At 40.7% G+C, this 21,032-nt stretch carries 15 protein-coding genes; all 15 read right to left on the bottom strand.

Features of this window, described 5'->3' with window-relative positions:
* Positions 1–36 precede the first annotated feature (36 nt).
* Positions 37–1,464 carry an Asp-tRNA(Asn)/Glu-tRNA(Gln) amidotransferase subunit GatB gene (gene gatB / locus ACRX5O_RS17395; RefSeq protein WP_433907095.1) on the bottom strand — a complete coding sequence of 476 codons (1,428 nt, stop codon included), beginning with the start codon at positions 1,462–1,464 and terminating at the stop codon, positions 37–39.
* Between the two features lie 11 nt (positions 1,465–1,475).
* Positions 1,476–2,933 carry an Asp-tRNA(Asn)/Glu-tRNA(Gln) amidotransferase subunit GatA gene (gene gatA / locus ACRX5O_RS17390; protein WP_433907094.1) on the bottom strand — a complete coding sequence of 486 codons (1,458 nt, stop codon included), beginning with the start codon at positions 2,931–2,933 and terminating at the stop codon, positions 1,476–1,478.
* 10 nt (positions 2,934–2,943) lie between these two features.
* Entirely contained in the window at positions 2,944–3,234 is a 291-nt protein-coding gene (gatC, locus tag ACRX5O_RS17385) for an Asp-tRNA(Asn)/Glu-tRNA(Gln) amidotransferase subunit GatC (protein WP_251522473.1), read from the bottom strand.
* Positions 3,235–3,537: 303 nt separating this feature from the next.
* Entirely contained in the window at positions 3,538–3,963 is a 426-nt protein-coding gene (locus ACRX5O_RS17380) for a YueI family protein (protein ID WP_433907093.1), read from the bottom strand.
* Positions 3,964–4,127: 164 nt separating this feature from the next.
* A complete protein-coding gene (aceA, locus tag ACRX5O_RS17375) occupies positions 4,128–5,411 on the bottom strand; it encodes an isocitrate lyase (RefSeq protein ID WP_433907092.1) in 1,284 nt (427 codons plus the stop codon).
* A gap of 1,137 nt (positions 5,412–6,548) precedes the next feature.
* Positions 6,549–7,208, bottom strand: coding sequence for a hypothetical protein (locus tag ACRX5O_RS17370; protein WP_433907091.1), 660 nt, complete (start codon positions 7,206–7,208; stop codon positions 6,549–6,551).
* 242 nt (positions 7,209–7,450) lie between these two features.
* Complete coding sequence (locus tag ACRX5O_RS17365) at positions 7,451–8,851, bottom strand: alkaline phosphatase (protein ID WP_433907090.1); 1,401 nt, start codon at positions 8,849–8,851, stop codon at positions 7,451–7,453.
* 261 nt (positions 8,852–9,112) lie between these two features.
* A complete protein-coding gene (putP, locus tag ACRX5O_RS17360) occupies positions 9,113–10,621 on the bottom strand; it encodes a sodium/proline symporter PutP (protein WP_433907089.1) in 1,509 nt (502 codons plus the stop codon).
* 526 nt (positions 10,622–11,147) lie between these two features.
* Entirely contained in the window at positions 11,148–12,695 is a 1,548-nt protein-coding gene (gene pruA / locus ACRX5O_RS17355) for an L-glutamate gamma-semialdehyde dehydrogenase (protein ID WP_433907088.1), read from the bottom strand.
* Positions 12,696–12,805: 110 nt separating this feature from the next.
* A complete protein-coding gene (locus ACRX5O_RS17350) occupies positions 12,806–13,975 on the bottom strand; it encodes a CamS family sex pheromone protein (RefSeq protein WP_433907087.1) in 1,170 nt (389 codons plus the stop codon).
* 10 nt (positions 13,976–13,985) lie between these two features.
* The gene (gene ligA, locus ACRX5O_RS17345; protein WP_433907086.1) at positions 13,986–15,992 is read right to left on the bottom strand and encodes an NAD-dependent DNA ligase LigA; all 2,007 of its coding nucleotides are present in this window, start codon (positions 15,990–15,992) and stop codon (positions 13,986–13,988) included.
* A gap of 135 nt (positions 15,993–16,127) precedes the next feature.
* Positions 16,128–18,350, bottom strand: coding sequence for a DNA helicase PcrA (pcrA, locus tag ACRX5O_RS17340; RefSeq protein WP_433907085.1), 2,223 nt, complete (start codon positions 18,348–18,350; stop codon positions 16,128–16,130).
* Positions 18,351–18,402: 52 nt separating this feature from the next.
* Positions 18,403–19,095, bottom strand: a complete 693-nt coding sequence (gene pcrB / locus ACRX5O_RS17335; protein WP_119706446.1) for a heptaprenylglyceryl phosphate synthase — start codon at positions 19,093–19,095, stop codon at positions 18,403–18,405.
* 537 nt (positions 19,096–19,632) lie between these two features.
* Positions 19,633–19,947, bottom strand: coding sequence for a YerC/YecD family TrpR-related protein (locus ACRX5O_RS17330; RefSeq protein ID WP_066057816.1), 315 nt, complete (start codon positions 19,945–19,947; stop codon positions 19,633–19,635).
* A 16-nt stretch (positions 19,948–19,963) separates the two neighbouring features.
* Positions 19,964–21,010 (bottom strand): DUF3048 domain-containing protein, encoded by a 1,047-nt coding sequence (locus tag ACRX5O_RS17325; RefSeq protein WP_433907084.1) that lies wholly within the window; start codon positions 21,008–21,010, stop codon positions 19,964–19,966.
* Positions 21,011–21,032 lie beyond the last annotated feature (22 nt).

Genomic DNA, 21,032 nt, shown 5'->3' with positions numbered 1-21,032 from the left:
TTCCCTTGCTACTTCTAAGCAAGGGAATCTTTTTTATTAGCGTTTTCTTATTTCATGTTGTAATAGTTTGTTTACTAGTGGTGGGTTTGCTTGGCCCTTTGTGGCTTTCATGATTTGACCAACAAGGAAACCAATCGCCTTTTCCTTACCATTTTTAAAATCATCAATGGATTGTGGATTGGCATCAAGAACTTCAGCAATTACTTTTAGTAGAGCACCTTCATCAGAAATTTGTACTAGACCTTGGTCTTTTACAATTTTCTCAGCACTTCCGCCTTTTTCAACAAGCTCTTTAAATACCTTCTTCGCAATTTTAGAAGAAATGGTTCCGTCGCTAATGAGCTTGATCATTCCAGCAAGACTTTCTGGTGTAAGAGCTACATCAGCAAGCTCCTTTTGCTCTGCATTCAAGTAGGCCGATAACTCACCCATGATCCAGTTGGAAGCTTGTTTCGGATCCGCTTCAGCAGCAACAGTTGCTTCAAAAAAGTCAGCTGTTTCCTTTACAACCGTTAAAACAGCCGCATCGTACGCTGGTAATCCCCACTCTTCGGTATAACGCTTCTGTCTTGAATCTGGAAGCTCAGGAATTTCTGCAGAAATGCGGGCCTTCCATTCCTCATCAATATACAAATCCGTTAAATCTGGTTCAGGGAAGTAACGATAATCTTCAGAACCTTCTTTTACCCTCATTAATAAAGTGGTATTGGTTGCCTCGTCATAACGACGTGTTTCCTGCTGAATACTTCCTCCAGCTCGAACCACTTCTTCCTGACGCTTCGCTTCATATTCGATTCCTTTGCGAACAAAGTTAAATGAATTTAAGTTCTTCAACTCGGTTTTTGTCCCAAATTCCTCTTGTCCCACTGGACGAATCGAAATATTGGCATCACAACGTAAGGAGCCTTCCTCCATCTTACAATCAGATACTCCTGTATATTGAATAATCGATTTTAATTTTTCTAAATAAGCATATGCTTCATTCGCTGTACGAATATCCGGCTCTGATACAATCTCAATAAGAGGTGTTCCCTGACGATTGTAGTCACATAGAGAGTATCCATTTTCATGATTCAGCTTCCCAGCATCCTCTTCTAAATGAATTCTTGTGATGCCGATTTTCTTCTTATATCCATCTACTTCAATTTCAATATAGCCATGTTCACCAATTGGCTGATCAAATTGAGAAATTTGATATGCCTTCGGGTTGTCTGGATAAAAGTAATTTTTTCTATCAAACTTCGTATGGGTTGCGACGTTACAGTTTAAGGCCATACAAGCCTTCATCCCGTAGTCAACAACCTTTTTATTTAATACCGGCAAAACACCTGGATATCCAAGGTCAATCACCGTTGTATTTGTATTAGGTTCCGCACCAAAATGGTTGGGACTTGCAGAGAAGATTTTTGATTCTGTTTTTAACTCTACATGGACTTCAAGTCCAATTACCGTTTCGAATTCCATTCTTATCCCCCTTACAGACCTGGCTTTTGCTTGTGGAAGTCTGTCGCCTGCTCAAATGCATGAGCTACACGGTAGACAGTTGCTTCGTCAAAGTGCTTACCGATAATTTGTAAACCTAATGGCAGTCCTTGATCAAAACCACATGGCACAGAAATTCCAGGTACCCCAGCAAGATTTACTGGAATGGTTAAAATATCATTAGCATACATCGTTAGTGGGTCACTTGTCTTTTCACCAATTTTAAAAGCAGGTGTTGGTGTTGTTGGTCCAACAATGACATCATACTTCGCAAATACATCCTCAAAATCCTTTTTAATCAATGTACGTGCCTTTTGTGCTTTCTTATAATACGCATCATAATAGCCTGAGCTTAAAGCAAAGGTCCCAAGCATAATTCTGCGTTTCACTTCATCTCCAAAGCCCTCAGCTCTTGAGTTTTTATACAGATCCATTAAGTTGTCCGAATTCGGAGAACGATAGCCATATCTAACTCCGTCAAAGCGTGCTAGGTTAGCAGAAGCTTCGGAAGAACTTAGTAGGTAATACGTTGAAAGAGCATACTTTGAGTGAGGCAATGAAACTTCCTCCCAAGTGGCTCCTAGCTTTTCAAGGGTTGCTAACGCCTGCATGACAGATTCGCGAACCTCTGGATTTACACCTTCTCCAAGATATTCCTTAGGAACTCCGATTTTTAACCCTTTTACTTCACCTGTTAAGGCGTTCACATACGATGGAACTTCAACATTGGCAGACGTTGAATCCATTGGATCCACACCAGCAATGGCCTGTAATACGTATGCGTTGTCTTCAACGGTTCTAGTAATCGGGCCAATCTGGTCTAGTGAAGAAGCAAAAGCAATTAACCCAAATCGAGATACTCGTCCATACGTAGGCTTTAAACCAACCACTCCACAAAAACTAGCAGGTTGACGAATAGATCCACCTGTATCGGAACCTAGTGAAAACGGAACCTCACCGGCTGCTACGGCTGCTGCTGAACCACCTGAAGATCCTCCAGGAACGGTTTCAATATTCCATGGGTTTTTCGTCTTTTTAAACCCAGAGTTTTCCGTTGACGATCCCATGGCAAACTCGTCCATATTTAGTTTCCCAATCGTAATGGTTTCAGCTTCCTGAAGCTTTCTCACAACTGTTGCATCATAGATTGGATCAAAGTTATGTAGAATTTGGCTTGCTGCTGTTGTACGTAAATCCTTTGTTACAATATTGTCTTTAACCCCAACTGGCATACCGAATAGCAAACCTTTTGCTTCGTCCGTTCCTAGCTTTTCATCTAGTTTCTTGGCTTGGCTTCGTGCTCGCTCTTCATCTAATGTTAAAAATGCGGCCACTTGGGTCTCGACTTCTGATATTCTTTTATACGACTCTTCTACAAGATCTGTAACACTAATTTCTTTTTTATGTAGCTGCTCATGAAGGTCAGATACTTTTTGATCGAATAAGCTCATATTGTCCTCCTTACTCAATAATCGGCGGAACTTTGATTTGTCCGTCCTGTTGATCTGGTGCATTTTTTAAGACAAGCTCTTGTGGCAAGCCTTCTTTTGAAACATCTTCTCTTAATACATTTTTAATATCTAAAACATGGGATGTCGGTTCCACATTTTCAGTATCAAGCTCGTTCAATTGCTCCGAGAATGTAATGATTGCATCTAGCTGTTTTTGAAAATTCACAGCTTCTTCCTCTGTAATGGCAAGTCTCGCTAAATGCGCCACATGCTTTACCTCTTCGATGGATATTCTTGACATCCTCTCACCTCCATAAATTTTTTTGAACTTTTCACACAATAATACACTGATGATATCAAAGTTTTATGCTTTGGGCAAAGGGATTATTAAAAGCGGAAGCGCCTTGGTAAGCTCCGACAGGCATAAGACGGAGACCGAAAGAGGTCCTGACCTCTGTAGGGCTTTGGCTAATGACCAAGGAATAATGGCATTAAATTATTCCACCGAGGAGCTAGGCGCTGAAGCTAGACACTGTTCAAAGTTCAAGAATTTATACTTTATTGTCTCTTAAGAAAAAGCAGTCTACTTTTCGTGACTGCCAAGTTAATTCCCAAATAGCTTTCCAAAGAAGCCCTTTTTCTTTGGAGTTGGATCTATGCTTATTTTCTTTTCGACATAGATGCTTTCCTTATCTATTGCATAATCATAAGCAAGAACAAGCCCGAGTTCCGAGTCATATTCTTTGTTTGTCACAAGCGTATACTCTACATCATACTGATCGGCTACTTTTTTATACTTAGATAAATACTCGTAGGTCATGTTGCCATTCAAATAGAGATGGGCTTTTTTATTTTCTTTTAGAGCTGCCTCCACTTCTGGATAGATGCCTGGTTCAATCAGCTGTGGTTGTTTTAAGGCAATGACGACACGTTCTCGTAATGTTCCTAAAAATCGGCGTCTTTCATCAGGATTGATTTCCTTTTTCCCGTGAATCCCTTGCTGAAGATACTCATCAATATCAGGTCGCATACTATCATCCCTCCTCCTTAAATTTGTATGTAGATCCCCTAATAATTGTTCGTATATAAAGTATAACCCAATCGTAAGGAACAAAAAAATTCCTCCCCTTTCATTAGAAAGAGAAGGACAAAATGGAGGTTACAAATAAAGGTGTAAAACAAGTTTGAAGCTACTTACTTTGTTGCAGTAAACTGCTCTTCTTCCGTTGACCCCTTTAAAGCAGTTGTGGAAGAAGTACCACCAGAAATCACCATTGAGACTTGGTCAAAGTAACCTGTACCCACTTCTCGTTGATGTCTTGTAGCCGTATAGCCATTTTCTTCGCTAGCAAACTCTGCTTGCTGAAGCTCTGAATACGCTGCCATCCCACGATCCTTATACCCACGAGCAAGTTCAAACATACTGTGGTTGAGGGCATGGAAACCAGCTAACGTTACAAACTGGAACTTGTAGCCCATCTTACCAAGCTCGATTTGGAACTTCGCAATCGTGTCATCATCGAGCTTCTTTTTCCAGTTAAACGATGGAGAACAATTATATGCTAAAAGCTTTCCAGGGAATTTCTCATGGATGGCTTCGGCAAATCTACGTGCTTCTTCAATATTTGGCTCCGATGTTTCACACCAAATAAGATCTGCGTATGGTGCGTATGCTAACCCTCTAGCAATGGCTTGATCGAGTCCAGCCTTCGTATGGAAAAATCCTTCTGGTGTTCTTTCACCTGTAATAAACGGAGCATCAACCGGATCCACATCACTTGTAATCAGGTCAGCAGCATTCGCATCCGTTCTTGCCACTAGTACAGTTGGAACACCCATTACATCAGCAGCAAGACGAGCCGCAATGAGGTTACGTACAGCGGTTTGCGTTGGAAGTAGTACTTTTCCGCCTAAGTGACCACATTTTTTCTCAGAAGAAAGTTGATCTTCGAAGTGAACACCAGCAGCCCCTGCTTCAATCATGCCTTTCATCAATTCAAAACAGTTTAATTGTCCACCAAAACCAGCCTCAGCATCTGCCACAATAGGTGCAAACCAATCGATCGAGTCGTCCCCTTCAGAGTGAGTAATTTGGTCAGCGCGTTGTAACGCTTGATTAATTCTCTTTACCACACTTGGTACAGAGTTGGCTGGATACAAGCTTTGATCTGGATACATATGTCCAGAAAGATTTGCATCTGCTGCTACTTGCCAACCGCTTAAGTATATGGCTTTCAATCCCGCCTTCACCTGTTGAACCGCTTGATTGCCCGTTAATGCGCCTAGTGCGTTTACGAAGTCTTCTTCCTTCACAAGCTTCCACAGTTTTTCTGCTCCCCGGCGAGCCAGCGTATGTTCAATATCAATGGAGCCTCTTAGTTTAATTACCTCTTCTGCAGAATATGGTCTTTCAATCCCCTTCCAACGCGCATCCATTTCCCAGCTTTCCTGTAACTCTCTTACTCTTTCATTTGTCATTGTATAAACCTCTCCCTTCGTTTTTGTCCCCATTGTTATAATACAGTTATATTTACATGTTGTATTATATAACAGATATTTGGAGATAGGAACCACTTTTTCTAAAATTTTCAGATTATTATTTCGACAAAATCTCCAAAGCGGAAGCGGCTTGAACAGCCCCGACAAGCGTAAGGCGAGCCCTGCAAGAAAGCCTGCTTTCTGAAAGGGATTGACTTACGACCTCGAGGGGCTAGCCGCTGGAGCTAGACGACACCAAAAGTGGAAGCGGCTTGTTTAGGGCGACAGATGACACTTTCTAATTGACCGGTTGTTGCTCACTTGGACTCTGATGGGCCGTTAGAACCTTCCTATCTGACCGTCATGCCCCCTGTCAGACTCCAGCGGGCAGTTAGATCTCTTCTATTTGACCGTCAGCCACCTATTCGGACTCAACCGGGCAGTTAGGACCTCTCTATTTGACCATCATCCACTCAGTCGGACTCCAGCGGGCAGTTAGAACCTCCCAATTTAACCGTCAGCCCCGACAAGCGTAAGGCGAGTCGCTGGAGCTAGACGAATCCAAAAGCGGAGGTGAGTCAAAATCGGAAGATAATCAACAAAAAACTGGCCGAAATTGCATTCGGCCAGTACTTTTTGTTGCTCTAGAGGAATATTTCATCGAAACTCGATCACTTTTGAACAAATTTTTCCCCTAGAGCTCTCTTTTTAGATGGTTATCTGCGATTTTCAGGATATATTTGCGATTCTGAAAATATATTTGCGATTCTAGAAATTTATTTGCTATTCTAGAAATTTATTTGCGATCCTGAATTTTTATTTGCGATTCCAGGAATTTATTTGCGATCCTCAAAATTTATTTGCGATCCAGCACTCTTATTTGCTATCCTCAAAATTTTATTTGCGATCCAGCACTCTTATTTACGATCCTCAAAATTTATTTGCGATTCAGCACTCTTATTTGCTATCCTCAAAATTTATTTGCGATCCAGCACTCTTATTTGCTATCCTCAGAATTTATTTGCGATCCAGCACTCTTATTTGCTATCCTCAAAAGTTTATTCGCTGTCTCTCGACCCTTTCTGTTGTTTAATCTCCTAAACAAAAAAACCACTCCTAAGAGTGGCACACACATTATTATTCACTAAACTTATACTCAAGCTCCGTAGCCTTTTGTATTAGCTTTTCGTTCGCATCGTAGACATCACTAGTTAGCACTTTTACTGATTGAATATTAGAGTTCTCTAAAATAAATCCGACGTTCCCCTGCTTCTTTTCGCCAGGAGCATACACACCGTGTAACCCGTCTAAATAAATATCTTTTTCCCATGTGACCTTTTCTCCTTCACTTGTTTCAACAAGTGCAACAGGACCGAAGTTTACTTCTTCGTTGGAGGTGTTTGTTACTTCAAAAAACACCTTAACAAAATCAAATTCTTCATCATGAGTTAGCATATGAAAATAATCAATCATTCCATAATCGGGACGTAAGTGAATAGTCTTTACATCTTTTACAACCAATTGAATAGATCCAAGATCAACCGCTTCATTCGGTGTCAACTGGCTAAGAAGCGTAATTTCTCCTTTACGATCAGTAATAACCTCTCCTACTTCATCCAGTTCACGATCATCTGGTACTTGAGGGTTTGGAACATACTCGGTTGTGCCTTTTGTTGGTTCTTTAGCAGTAGCTGTTGCTGTTGCTGATACCTTTTCCTCACTCAGCTTATCCTCGTTATTGCAAGCTGTTACAACAGATAAAAGTAACAAAATAATGGCTATAGATATTCTTTTCATAGCTGCCTCCTTATAAGAAAAGCGCAAGCGCCTTGGTAAGCTCCGACAGGCATAAGACGGAGACCGCAAGAGGTCCTGACCTCTGGAGGGCTTTGGCTTATGACCAAAGAATAATGGCATTAGATTATTCCACCGAGGAGCTAGGCGCTGGAGCTAGACATTGTTCAAAGTTCAATAATTTATGCCTTCTTATCTTTTAAGAAAAAGAACCCGCTGCTTTCCAACGGGATTCTTCTTGCTTATTACTTGTCATTAATAACTGTCTTGTTTTGGCCTTTTTCTAATAAGTCAAAGATGACTTTCGCATGATCGGTGTTGTCGATTTGACCAGCAAAACGATCACTAGCAGGACCATATGCATATACAGGTACGTCTTCTCCTGTATGTCCACCAGTTGTCCATCCAGTGTGAGAGCGCTCGTTAAAAATTTCTTCAATTGCATTATCAATATCCACAGCTTTCTTAGAAGCTGCAGCCTCTACAGAATGAATTTCAGCATCTGTTAAAGCAAGGATGCTTTGGTCGATATATTTTGTTAGTGTTTCTCTTACATTCGCTCCTGCTGCGATTTCAGCTGCCATGAAGTCAGGAGTGCGCTTTGCTGCCTTAATTGGCTCACCGAACCAGTTATAGACTCCATCAGCACCGATTGAGTATCCACCCGTTGAGTGGTCAGCTGTTGCCACGACTAACGTGTGCTTATCCTTCTTAGCAAACTCAATAGCTGCTTTAAATGCCTTTTCAAAGTCTTCCATTTCACTCATGGCGCCAACGATGTCATTATCGTGGCCAGCCCAGTCAATTTGACTACCCTCAATCATTAAGAAGAAGCCATCTTTATCTTTTGATAAACGATCAATTGCTGTATTTGTCATATCTTCTAATGAAGGAATGTCTTCCGTACGGTCGATCATCTTCGGAAGTCCGCCTTCTGCAAACAATCCTAGAATTCGATCATTTGTATCATTTAGTAGATCTTCTTTATTTGTTACATAGCTATATCCAGCTTCCTGGAATTCTGCTGTTAAATCACGATTTGCACGATCAAACAGGCTTGTACCACCACCAAGTAGGACGTCTACCTTTTGCTTTCCATTAATTAAATCATCAAAATAATCATCTGCGATGGCATTCATATTTTTTCTACTCTCATCATGAGAACCGAATGATGCTGGTGTTGCGTGCGTAATTTCGGAGGTTGCTACTAATCCAGTCGCTTTGCCTCTTTCTTTCGCTGCCTCTAACACCGTTTTTACTTCTGAACCGTCATTATCCACTGCGATCGCATTGTTGTACGTTTTAATACCAGCTGACATAGCCGTAGCTGCAGAAGCTGAGTCTGTTACGTTTTGAGAAGGGTCTTCAGGATAGGTCATTTGTTGCCCAACTAGGTAATTATCAAATTCAGATTTTCCTACAAATTTTGAGTTATCGCTATCCGTCATATAACGGTAGGCTGATGTATAGGAAACACCCATTCCATCTCCAATTAGGAAAATAACGTTTTTGATTTCTGCATCATTGCTTGTACTAGATTTTGCTTCTACCTCAGTAGTAGAGAATGATCCTACTAAGCTTGTTAAAGCCAACGTTGTGACTGCTGCAAACGGAATGATCTTCTTTTTGAAAGTTTTATTAAACATTGAATTTCCCCCTCATATTTTTCTTCACAAGGAATATGTTATGAAATAAATATGAAGCTATCATTAAGCTAGTTTACTAGTTTTGTAAATTTACAATTTCAGTAAAAAAGGACTATTTTTCGACAAATCAAGTAATTCGTTAACCGAAAAATTCCATTTACTGTGTCATAAGAATTAAAATTCACCCTATTCTCTGTTTTTAATCTTTACAAATTATTAATATATTAAAAACCACTCGCAAACACGCGAGTGGTTCATGCATCATTTACTTTCAATATCATTCTCAACCGCTTCAACAAACTCTTCTTTAATGCTTTTCTTTGGTTCGTTTCCTGTTAAGCTGAACACGATAATGGCGATGGTTGCTAAGATAAATCCTGGTACAATTTCGTATAACTCAAACGGGATAATACCAGCCGTGGTTAATTGCTTCCACACAACCACGGTCACTGCACCTGTTATCATACCCGCTAGAGCACCATTTCGGTTCATTCGCTTCCAATAGAGAGACAGAATGATTACCGGACCGAATGCCGCTCCAAATCCTCCCCAAGCATAACTAACAAGGTCTAATATAGACGCTCCACCATTTTCAGGATTGCCTGTATAAGCAAGTGCAATGGACACAAGAGCAATAACGATTACTCCCGCTCTACCAACCCACACCAATTCTGCATCACTAGCATTCTTTCGGAACAGCGCTTTGTAGAAGTCTTCGGCTAACGCACTGGAAGATACTAATAGCTGTGAATCAATGGTACTCATAATTGCCGAAAGAATGGCAGCAAGCAGAATTCCTGAAACCCAAGGATTAAACAAGATGTCTGAGAAAAAAATAAACACTTTCTCACTATTATTTACATCCGCTGTAATAAGTGGATTATCAGCAAAATAAGCGATTCCGACCAACCCGACAATGATCGCTCCAACAATCGAAATGGTCATCCAGCTCATCCCAATCCATCTTGCTTTTCTTACTTCCTCCGTGGAACGAATCCCCATAAAGCGGGTAATAATATGCGGTTGACCGAAGTATCCTAATCCCCACGCAAGTAATGAGATCGTCCCCATTGCCGTCACTGAATCAAATGCATTGAGATAGGATGGATCAATACTGCGGATGGCGTCCATCGATTCACCCCAACCACCTAATTTAACAATTGCGACAATCGGAACAATCACCAATGCTAAGAACATTAATAAACCTTGGAAAAAGTCCGTCCAACTGACCGCTAAGTAGCCTCCTAAGAAAGTATACGAAATAATAACAATTGCTCCAATAAAGAGAGCTGTATTATAAGACATTCCAAATGTTTCTTGGAATAACAATGCTCCTCCTACTAAACCTGAAGACGCGTAAAAGGTGAAAAAGATTAATATGACTAACGCGGAGATAACTCGTAGTAAACGTGATTGATCTTTGAAGCGATTTTCAAAAAAATCGGGGACAGTAATCGAATCATTTGCAACCTCAGTGTACGATCTAAGTCTTGAAGCGACAAATTTCCAATTTAAATAGGCACCAATGAGTAAACCCACACACATCCAAATGGAATCCAATCCAGTCGCATAAGCAAGACCTGGTAATCCAAGCAGTAGCCATGAACTCATATCAGAAGCACCAGCACTTAAAGCAGTCACACCTGGTCCAAGACTTCTTCCTCCCAATACATAGTCCGATAGATTACTAGTTAGCTTAAACGAGATCAAACCAATGATCAGCATGCCAACTAGATACACAATAAAAGTAACTAACGTAGCTGTTTCCATATTTTTTTCACATTTCCCCTCTCACTATTTTATTGGCTCATACAATTTTTCTGTAAAATTATACACATGATTTCTTGCCGTGGCCGAACCAACATAACAAGCGTAGCATACATATTGGGTTCTATCTAACTGAATTATCTGAAAACTAATCCATTAATTTATAAATATTCATAGTATTTGTATGATTATAGGGCTCAGCTTATCATTTACTGATATGTATACATTGAAATTTATAAAATTAAGTTGTAAAAATGGGCTTTTTGGGGCGAATTCTAGTGAACTTAGTCCTACATTTTCTTGTTGTTATGACTTCTTAAGTTATGTTTTTCTTGCCATGATGTCATAACTCTGATCTTATGACTCCTTGCTCTCGTTTTCCCCTTGTTCTCACGTCATAACCTTCTTCTTATGACTCCTCTCTCTCGTTTCCCCCTTACTCTCACGTCATAACCCCCTCCCCTTACTCCAAGGCATTCAACTCACAAAAAAACACCACCCCAAATCTGGAGTGGTGCTAGCACATTAATCAATACAATTCAGATGTTGTTTTTGCCTGTAGATGTAGCAATAAGTAATCAGGGCCGCCCGCTTTTGAGTCGGTTCCTGACATATTAAAGCCTCCGAATGGTTGATACCCTACAATCGCACCTGTACAGCCACGGTTAAAGTATAGATTCCCTACGTGAAAGTCTTCCCGTGCTTGTTGCATATGTTCACGGTTGGTTGTTATAACGGCACCCGTTAATCCATATTCTGTGTTATTTGCTATCTCAATCGCTTCTGTAAAGTCCTTAGCTTTTGTAAAGCCAACAACAGGTCCAAAGATTTCTTCTTGCATCAATCGTGCATTCGGGGCTAAGTCTGCGAATACGGTAGGCTTAATGAAAAAGCCTTCAGAGTTATCTCCCCCTCCTCCAGCGACTAGACGGCCTTCCTTCTTTCCCATCTCAATATAACTCATGATTTTATTAAAAGCACTTTGGTCTATCACTGGTCCCATATACGTGCTTTGCTCTTCAGGGTTGCCAAGAGTTAACTGATTGGTTAGTTCCTCCACACGCTTTAATACGGTATCGTAAACATCCTCGACGATTACTGCACGAGAGCACGCAGAACATTTTTGACCAGAGAAGCCAAATGCCGAGGCAACAATGGATTGTGCCGCTAACTCAAGGTCTGCTTCCTTATCAACGACAATCGTGTCTTTTCCACCCATCTCTGCAACCACACGCTTTAACCAGATTTGGCCCTCATTTAATTTAGAGGCACGCTCGAAAATTCGTAGTCCCACATCTCTTGAGCCCGTAAAGGAGATAAAACGTGTATCCTTGTGATCTACCAAGTAGTCACCAACTTCTGCTCCGCTACCAGGTACAAAGTTGAGTACACCCTTCGGTAATCCCGCTTCCTCCATTACTTCCACAAATTTCGCTGCCACAACAGGTGTGGTAGACGCTGGTTTTAAAAGAACCGTATTCCCCGATACGATCGCGGCTACGGTTGTTCCAGCCATGATGGCTAGCGGGAAATTCCAAGGAGAGATGATGATTCCAACACCTAACGGAATATAGTCATAACGGTTAAATTCATTTGGTCGGCTATTTACTGGTACACCGTCCTTAAGTTGCAGCATCTGACGCGCGTAATATTCTAGGAAGTCAATCGCTTCAGCTGTATCAGCATCCGCTTCTCTCCAAGGTTTCCCAGCTTCCTTTGTTAACAAGGCAGAGAATTCGTGTTTGCGACGGCGTATGATGGCAGCTGCTTTAAAGAGCACATCTGCACGTAATTCTGGCTTTGCTTTTCTCCAGGTATTAAATGCCTCCACAGCCGCTTGCATGGCTTTTTCTGCTAGTTCACGATTCGCCTTGGAGACGCGTCCAACTACTTCTGTTTTATGTGATGGATTATATGAAACAATTTTATCTTCTGTAGAAACTCGCTCGCCACCAATGATTAAATCATAGTCTTGGCCAAGATATCCTTCTACTGTCTTTAAGCCTAATAAAAATCCTTCGCGTTCATGTTCATTAGAAAAGTCTGTGAATGGTTCATGTTTATACTGTTGTACCATTTCTTCCGCCTCCTTATGTATGAAAACGTTTCACACTCCATTTTAGCATGGAAATGAATGGACCTTCAAATGAAGAGAAAAAAGACAAGGCATTCACCTTGTCTTTAGGATTATTGATAAATATGAACAAATGGTTCTTTGTCTCCAGCCTCTTTTACGATCAGACCTTCTTGTCCGTTGACGGAAGTGATGTTTACCTCTACTGAATAGTAGTCAGGGAAATGTTCCATCACTAAGCCTGTTACGTATTGCGTGAAGCCAACTGCTTCTGCTTTTCCGTAAAACTGGATCGGAATATCGATCTTCAACTCTTGAAGTTGATCTCCTACATAAAACGCCTGACCAATGACGCCGTTAAAGTTCGGAAAATACGTTTCCACGTCCTGTTTAAAATTCAAAAAGAATGTAACATCGTCACGATGGGCATTTGTCGCTTCTGTAGAAGGAAATAGGAAATAATTTTCGTTTAGGCTTTGCCAAGCTCCCAATTTTGAACTTCCTTTATCTGCTGAGGCGTAAGCGATAAAATTCCCTGGAACAACAGAAGATCGACTCTTCTGTTTAAAAAGCGCAATCGTAATAGGGACATTCGCTAAGTTCTTCATTCCACGAAGTCTAGTAAGTACTTCTCCAGCGATTCTTTTTCCTTCTTCTTCAAGTTTTGCTTGAGAAATTTCGGATTCAAATGTGGCACCGTAAGCTTCCTTTTGGTAATAGTGGACAGAGTTTAATGCCAGCCCGATCACCACGCCTCCGAGACGAACCGTTCCGTCTTCATCTTTAAGAAGATAGTTGTGCTCTAAAAGATGGGCTAAATAAATCGGGTTCTGTTCATTATTCGCTGCTATATCTCCACCTTCAGGAATTTGCGGATTCAAACCAATGTTTTCATCTTCTTTTAAACCAGCATCTTGCAGCTGCCCCGCCGTCATTTTCCGATTCAGCCATAAACCAACCGTTTCCCGGTCAAGATTTTGCCCTTCCTTAAAAAGGTACTTATCTGGACCAAAGGACGTTTGCGCAAGCCTCATTAACCCTGTTTCAAACTCACTAATATCGTATCTTGTGTTTAAGTTATTTACGATTAGCCCTCTTGCTTGTGATGGCTCGAAAGGTAGGATTGTCCGATAGTATTGATCAGAAATCTGATACTTCGGTATTATGGCCTTTTCCTTTGTATCATCGTTTTCCTGTACAACCTCTTCTTGCTTCTGAAGGTTAGGAGCACAGGCTGTTAAACTCAAGAGAACGGTAAGAGCAACCATTAGAATCTTCCTCATGGTATCACCTCTATTTCTTCAATTCTTCCACTAATCTGTCTTCATTCCATACTTCAATTCCAAGCTGTTCTGCTTTTGTTAATTTGGATCCAGCATCTTCCCCAGCGATCACCAAATCTGTCTTTTTACTTACACTTCCAGCGACTTTGCCACCAAATGCTTCTATTCTTTCTTTTGCATCATTACGAGAAAGCTGTTCTAGCTTTCCTGTTAGGACAATGGTTTTCCCGGCAAAGAAATGATCGATGTTTTCAACAGCAACCTTTTTCGGTCCATTATAAATGGTATTAACTCCGGCTTCTTTTAGCTCTTCGATTAACTCTTTCACTTCTTCAAGCTCAAAATAAGCGACCACCGAATCAGCCATTTTTTCTCCGATTTCGTTAATTGATGTTAACTCTTCAGCAGTAGCCAACGCCAGTCGGTCAATCGTTTCAAATTCTTGTGCAAGAGTTTTTGCTGCTTTGGCTCCCACATGACGAATGCCTAACCCGAACAGTAGCTTTTCAAGAGAATTGGCTTTTGAAGCTTCAATGGCCTCGATCAGATTGTTAACTGACTTTTCTCCCATTCTCTCTAATTGAATCAACTGATCAAAGGTAAGTTTGTAAATATCCGCGACATCTTCAATCAATTGTTCTGCAAATAACTGACTGATAACCTTTTCACCAAGACCATCAATATTCATAGCGGTTCTAGATACGAAGTGTATTAATCCTTCTCTGATTTGTGCCGGACATTTTGGATTAATACAACGCAGGGCCACTTCATCTTCGAGCCTTACCAGTTCGCTTTCACATTCCGGACAATGAGTTGGCATACGGAACTCTTCCTCTGCTCCTGTTCGCCTCTCAACAAGAACATTTACGACCTCTGGAATAATATCTCCTGCTTTTTTTACAACCACCTGATCGCCAATTTTGATATCTTTTTCACGTATCAAATCTTCATTATGTAAAGAGGCACGTTGTACGGTAGTTCCTGCTACACGAACAGGCTCTAAAATTGCGGTTGGCGTAACGACACCTGTTCGACCAACACTCAATTCGATTGCCTTTAGTGTGGTCACAACTTCTTCGGCAGGAAATTTATAAGCAATGGCCCAACGTGGACTTTTTGCAGTCGTTCCTAGCTCCTCTTGCTGTGCGAGGGTATCGACCTTAATCACAATCCCATCAATATCATACGGAAGATTTGGTCGCTGCTCCGTCCACTCATTGACGTATGTAATCACTTCTTCAATAGAAGAGCATTTTCTTCTTTCCTTGTTGGTTTTAAAGCCAAGGCTTTCTAATAAGTCTAATCCTTCACTATGTGAGACGACACCGGTCTCCCCAACATCCGCGATATTGTAGAGGAAGATATCAAGGTTACGAGACGCAGCAATCTTTGGGTCCAGCTGTCGTAGTGAACCAGCCGCTGCATTACGAGGGTTTGCTGCCAGCTCTTCCCCTCGTTCTGTCTTCAATACGTTTAATGCTTCAAAGGATTTTCGTGGCATATATACTTCTCCACGAACCTCGATAGACACAGGATCCTTTATTCGAAGGGGAATGGATTTGATTGTACGTAAATTAGAAGTAATATCCTCCCCAATCGTTCCATCTCCTCTTGTTGCTCCTTGAATAAATAATCCATTTTCATAACGAAGCGAAACCGCTAGACCGTCAATTTTCAATTCACACACATAGGAAATTTGATCTCCAACCGCTTGGCGTACACGTCGGTCAAAATCCAGTAAATCCTGTTCTCCAAAGGCATTGCCGAGACTAAGCATAGGAGATTGATGCTGTACCTTTTCAAACATATCTAAGACGGCTCCACCTACACGTTGTGTAGGGGAGTCTGGACTTTTCAGTTGAGGATAAGTTTCTTCAAGATTGATTAATTCTCTTAATAATTGATCATATTCAGCATCTGAAGCGGTTGGTTGGTCTAATACGTGATATTCGTAATTTAACTGATTTAACTGGACATGCAGCTCTTGTACTCTTTTTTCCGCAGCTTGTTGATCCATGTACTCAACCCTTCCATCAGAATTATTTTAAAATAGAAAAATAATTTTCAATCAAACGTTTGATTGAATTGCTTTCGTGCCAGTTGTATCAAAGCCTTAAGCAATTCTAATCAATCGCTTGATTGATTGAAATGTTTACCCTTTTGTTATCGGAGCAAACTTTGCAAGTAGTCGTTTAATTCCAACTGGTTTAGGGAATGCGATATCAAGCTCGATTCCTTCTCCTTCGCCTTTTACGCTAACAACTGTACCTGTGCCCCATTTTCCGTGCACGGCTTTGTCGCCCACCTTCCATCCATGCTCTTCTCCACCCGTTGAGTTCGTCATTGGACGGAGTACTGGCTTGCGTACGGCTGCTGCTTGTCTAGCAGCGAAAGGACTAGCTGACTGTGATTGTAATGGTGTCTTTTTCGGCTCTAATCCATCGATAAGATCGGCTGGTATCTCTCCAATAAATCGAGAAGGTGGATTCATGTTTGTACGCCCAAACAACGTCCTCATTTGTGCATTCGTTATAAACAATTCTTCCTCCGCTCTTGTGATTCCTACATAAGCCAAGCGACGCTCTTCCTCCATCTCCGCTTCTTCCATAAGAGATCGACTATGAGGGAACACTCCTTCTTCTAGTCCTAATAGGAACACAACAGGAAATTCAAGACCTTTTGCGGAGTGCAAGGTCATCAACACTACGGTATCAACTTGCTTCCCGTCCTCATCCAGCTTATCGATATCTGCAACAAGGGCAAGATCGGTCAAGAAGGCAATCAGACTTTTATCTTCATTTCCTTCTTCAAAGTTTTTCGTAACGGACAAGAATTCGTCCAAGTTTTCTAGTCGACTTTGTGCTTCAATCGATTTTTCTGCTTTTAACATCTCATAATAGCCCGTTTTCTCTAACACTTCTTCCACAAGCTCTGTAACTGATAAATACTCTTGCATATGCGTGTAGTTATTAATCAAGTCGTAAAACTCTCGACAAGCCTTTGTGATTTTCGGACTTAAGCCAATTAACTCAATCGATCCAAGTGCTTGGAACATGGACATATCATGCATGTCCGCAAAGTTGGCAATTTTATCAACCGAGCTAGATCCGACCCCTCTTTTTGGAACATTGATGACACGTGTTAAGCTGATATCATCATCAGGGTTTGCAATCAAGCGTAAGTAAGCAAGCGTATCTTTGATTTCTTTTCTGTCATAGAACTTCACCCCACCGACGATGGAGTATTCAATGTTCGACTTTAGTAACACTTCCTCCATTACACGGGACTGGGCATTCGTTCTATACAGAATGGCAAAGTCGGAGTATTTTCGTTCCCCGCTTTGAACGGCTTCCTTAATTTTCCCTGCTACGAACTGAGCTTCACTTTGCTCACTGTCTGCACGATAATAAAAAATCTTATTTCCTTCTGGATTTTCCGTCCAAAGATTCTTGTCTCTACGATTTAAATTGTTCTTAATTACTTCGTTCGCAGCAAAAAGAATCCTTTTTGTAGAGCGATAGTTTTGTTCTAAAAGAATGACTTCCGAACGTGGATAATCCTTTTCAAAAGAAAGGATATTGGCGATATCTGCCCCACGCCAGCGATATATCGACTGATCCGAGTCACCGACAACACATAAATTTTGGAAGCGTTGAGCCAAAAGTTTGACCAACATATACTGTGCACGGTTTGTATCCTGATACTCGTCCACATGAATGTATTGAAACTTCCGTTGATAGAAAGTTAGTACTTCTGGAACACGCTGAAAAAGCTGAATCGTAGTCATGATCAAATCATCAAAATCAAGTGCTTGATTTTTGCGTAATCGCTTCTGATAAAGCTCGTACACGTCAGCAACAATTTGATCCATATGACCGCCCGCATTTTTCGCGAATTCTTCCGGACCGATCAGTTCGTTTTTGGCTGAACTAATGGCCCCAAGAATCGCACGTGGATCATACTTTTTTGGATCAAGGTTTTTTTCTTTCAAAATCGTCTTTACAACGGATTGTTGGTCCGTTGTATCTAGAATCGTAAAATTACGATTGTATCCTAGTCGGTCAATATCTCTTCTTAAAATGCGTACACACATCGAGTGAAAGGTAGATACCCAGATTTCATCTGCCACTCCACCCATCATGGAATAAATACGTTCCTTCATTTCACGCGCCGCTTTATTCGTAAACGTGATCGCCAAAATATTGTACGGATTCACTTGTTTCTCTACCATCAAATAGGCAATACGATGCGTTAGTACCCTAGTCTTTCCACTACCCGCACCAGCCATCAATAACAGAGGCCCATCAGTCGTTTTCACCGCTCGCTGTTGTTCAGGATTTAAACCATTTAATAATTTATCTGTTAAGTATTGCACTATATTTTCACCACCATACAAACATATGTTCTTATTCTATTTTACCTTTATACTACCTTTTAATCAATTTAATTTCCACCGTTTGAAGGGCTTCTTCTAAATTGTCATAAACAGCATTCCCCACAATAATAACATCTGCTAGTTCAGCCATTTCCTTCGCCTGCTCTAATGTATGAATACCTCCACCGTAAAACACGGTTGTCTCCTGAGTTGACTGACTAACAGCCTTCACAATCTCAGGGTCACCATAGGTTCCACTGTATTCTAAATAAAAAATAGGCAAATGAAACATCTTCTCAGCAATTTGTGCATAAGCAACCACATCTTCCTTTGTTAAAGATGTTTGTGCGTGGGTTAGTTTGGCTGCTTTACAATTTTCGTTCAAGATACAATATCCTGCAACAAGAATTTCATCCCAATTCATAATCTCCCCATATTCCTTAACTGCTTGATGATGTAAATCAACAATCCATTTCGCATCAGGACTATTTAAGACAGTAGGGATAAAATAAAGATCAAAACCTGGTGTAATCGACTCAAGGTTTGAGATTTCCAGCACGCAAGGCACCGTGTATCTTCTGATTCTTGCCATCAAATCCAATACCTTTTCATCCGTTACCCCATCAGTCCCACCAACAATGACGGCATCTGTGCCTGACTCACATATTCTCTCCAGCGCTTCATCTGAGATTTCCTTATCAGGATCTAATTTAAAAGCATGACGCCATTCTCTTGCATCGTACATGCTGTAACCCTCCATTCTACTATTCCATTACACCATTATAGCACTAGCGAAAGTTTCTAAAAAATAAAACCGAAGATTTCTTATGAAAAAGCACTTGAATTCACGATATAATTCACATTGCGATTTTTATTGATTTATTGACATTTTTGCAAATTTTAATTGCTTATTTTGTCTTGATTCACATAGTAAATCACAGGGTATGAAATAATTATTGAAGGTAATATTTAAAATAAGCGGAGATTTTTCGGTTAGACTCCAGAATAGAGCTTGGTTTGGGATATATAAGCGGAGGTTTTCCGATTAAGCAAAGCAAATTTACCCATTTTCACGTTTTTTGAGTCAATAGTCGGATTCTCTCCGTCTATTTTGGCTATTTTCAGTGCAATTTCCTAATTAAGAGAAATTTCTCCGCTTATTTATCAAACTCGCTTTAGTGGCTAACGAACTTGTATAAAGAAGGAAATTCAAAAAAGGATTAGAGATATTTGCATCTCTAATCCTTTTTGACTGTGAAATATACTGTGAAGTTTATAGTTATTACTCTGAAATCGTCCCTGCTTCTTCTTCCTTTACACGCTCTAGTGCCATCTCATACGCATCGTTCCCGTAATTCAAGCAACGCTTTACACGTGAAATGGTTGCTGTACTAGCACCTGTTTCTGTTTCGATTTTATGATAGGTTTTCCCTTCACGTAGCATACGAGCTACTTCTAACCGTTGGGCTAATGATTGAATTTCATTTACCGTACATAAATCATCAAAAAACTTATAGCACTCTTCTAAATCCTTTAACGTTAATACCGCCTTAAATAACTGGTCGAGCTCTTTGCCCCTTAATTTATCAATTTGCATTATATAGACTCCTTTATTATTGTATCGTAACGGTTTGTTCCAATCCTGGACTTGTTGGAACGATATTGATCCATGTTTTCCCTGGAACAAACTTTACCTCTTCGCCATCTAAGAAAGGTAGAATTCTTCCATCAACATTTTTCCACTCTACCTGAAGAAGCTTTCCTTGCTGTAGCAAATACCCTTTTCCGCCAGAGGTTAAATCAATCTCTCTTCTTCCAGAGTCATCCAGTAAAGTGTGCTCCATCTCAGCAATAAAGACATTGTCGAGTAGTACAGGCTCCTCTGAATCTAAATCTATCGTTTGTTCATCATTTGAATATCTAGCATATTTTTTGCTACTGTTATCGTATTTGTAGTCGACCTTAAACAGATTACTCTTTAAATAGGCAACTGTCACATTCTCAGCAGCCTCACCTGTGATACTGGCTAACTCGTCTTCCTCATAAAAAGGTAGAGCCTCTGGAGCTTCTGTCATGTCATAACCGACTTGTTCTGCTCCCTTTACAATATTTTCGTATGAAATATAACTGTTATGTGGTGCCTGTCTAAAGCTCGCACGTTTAAAAAGCGTACCGTCATACTGCATTCCATTTAAATTATCTATTACACCACTCGTAAGCATTTCCTGTGCCTCAGGACTGTACCCATGAGCGATATATAACGCATCAAACCCGCTGGCAAAGTCGATATAATAATCCCTTGCACTTCTCACTGGCCCAATATTTTCAGGATGTTCGCTTTGAAAAATGGCCAGAAATCTCGTTACATTGCCTTCTGCTAACACTTCGTAAACGATGTCTGCCTGGTTCAGTGCGGACTGTGGTCTTGCTTTTGGATCATTGTTGATCATCACACCAAACGCTCGACCAGAAGGTTCTTCTGATAGTTCAACACCAGTTAAAGGAGCTTCAAAAGCTTTTGTTACTTCTTCTGCTTCTTCTACGACTTGATCTTCCTCTTCCACTGGTTTTTCACTTTCCTGTTGAACCTCTTCTACTTTATTACAGCCAGTTAGTAAAAAGGCAGATGCTAACCCGACTGTTATCCATTTCCTAAGCATCATTACACCCCTAATAATCTTT

This window comes from Robertmurraya mesotrionivorans (assembly GCF_050971805.1).
In the GTDB taxonomy this organism is placed as follows: domain Bacteria; phylum Bacillota; class Bacilli; order Bacillales; family Cytobacillaceae; genus Robertmurraya_A.
Note: the sequence above shows the minus strand (reverse complement) of the source record. Positions and strands in the feature narration are given on the sequence as shown.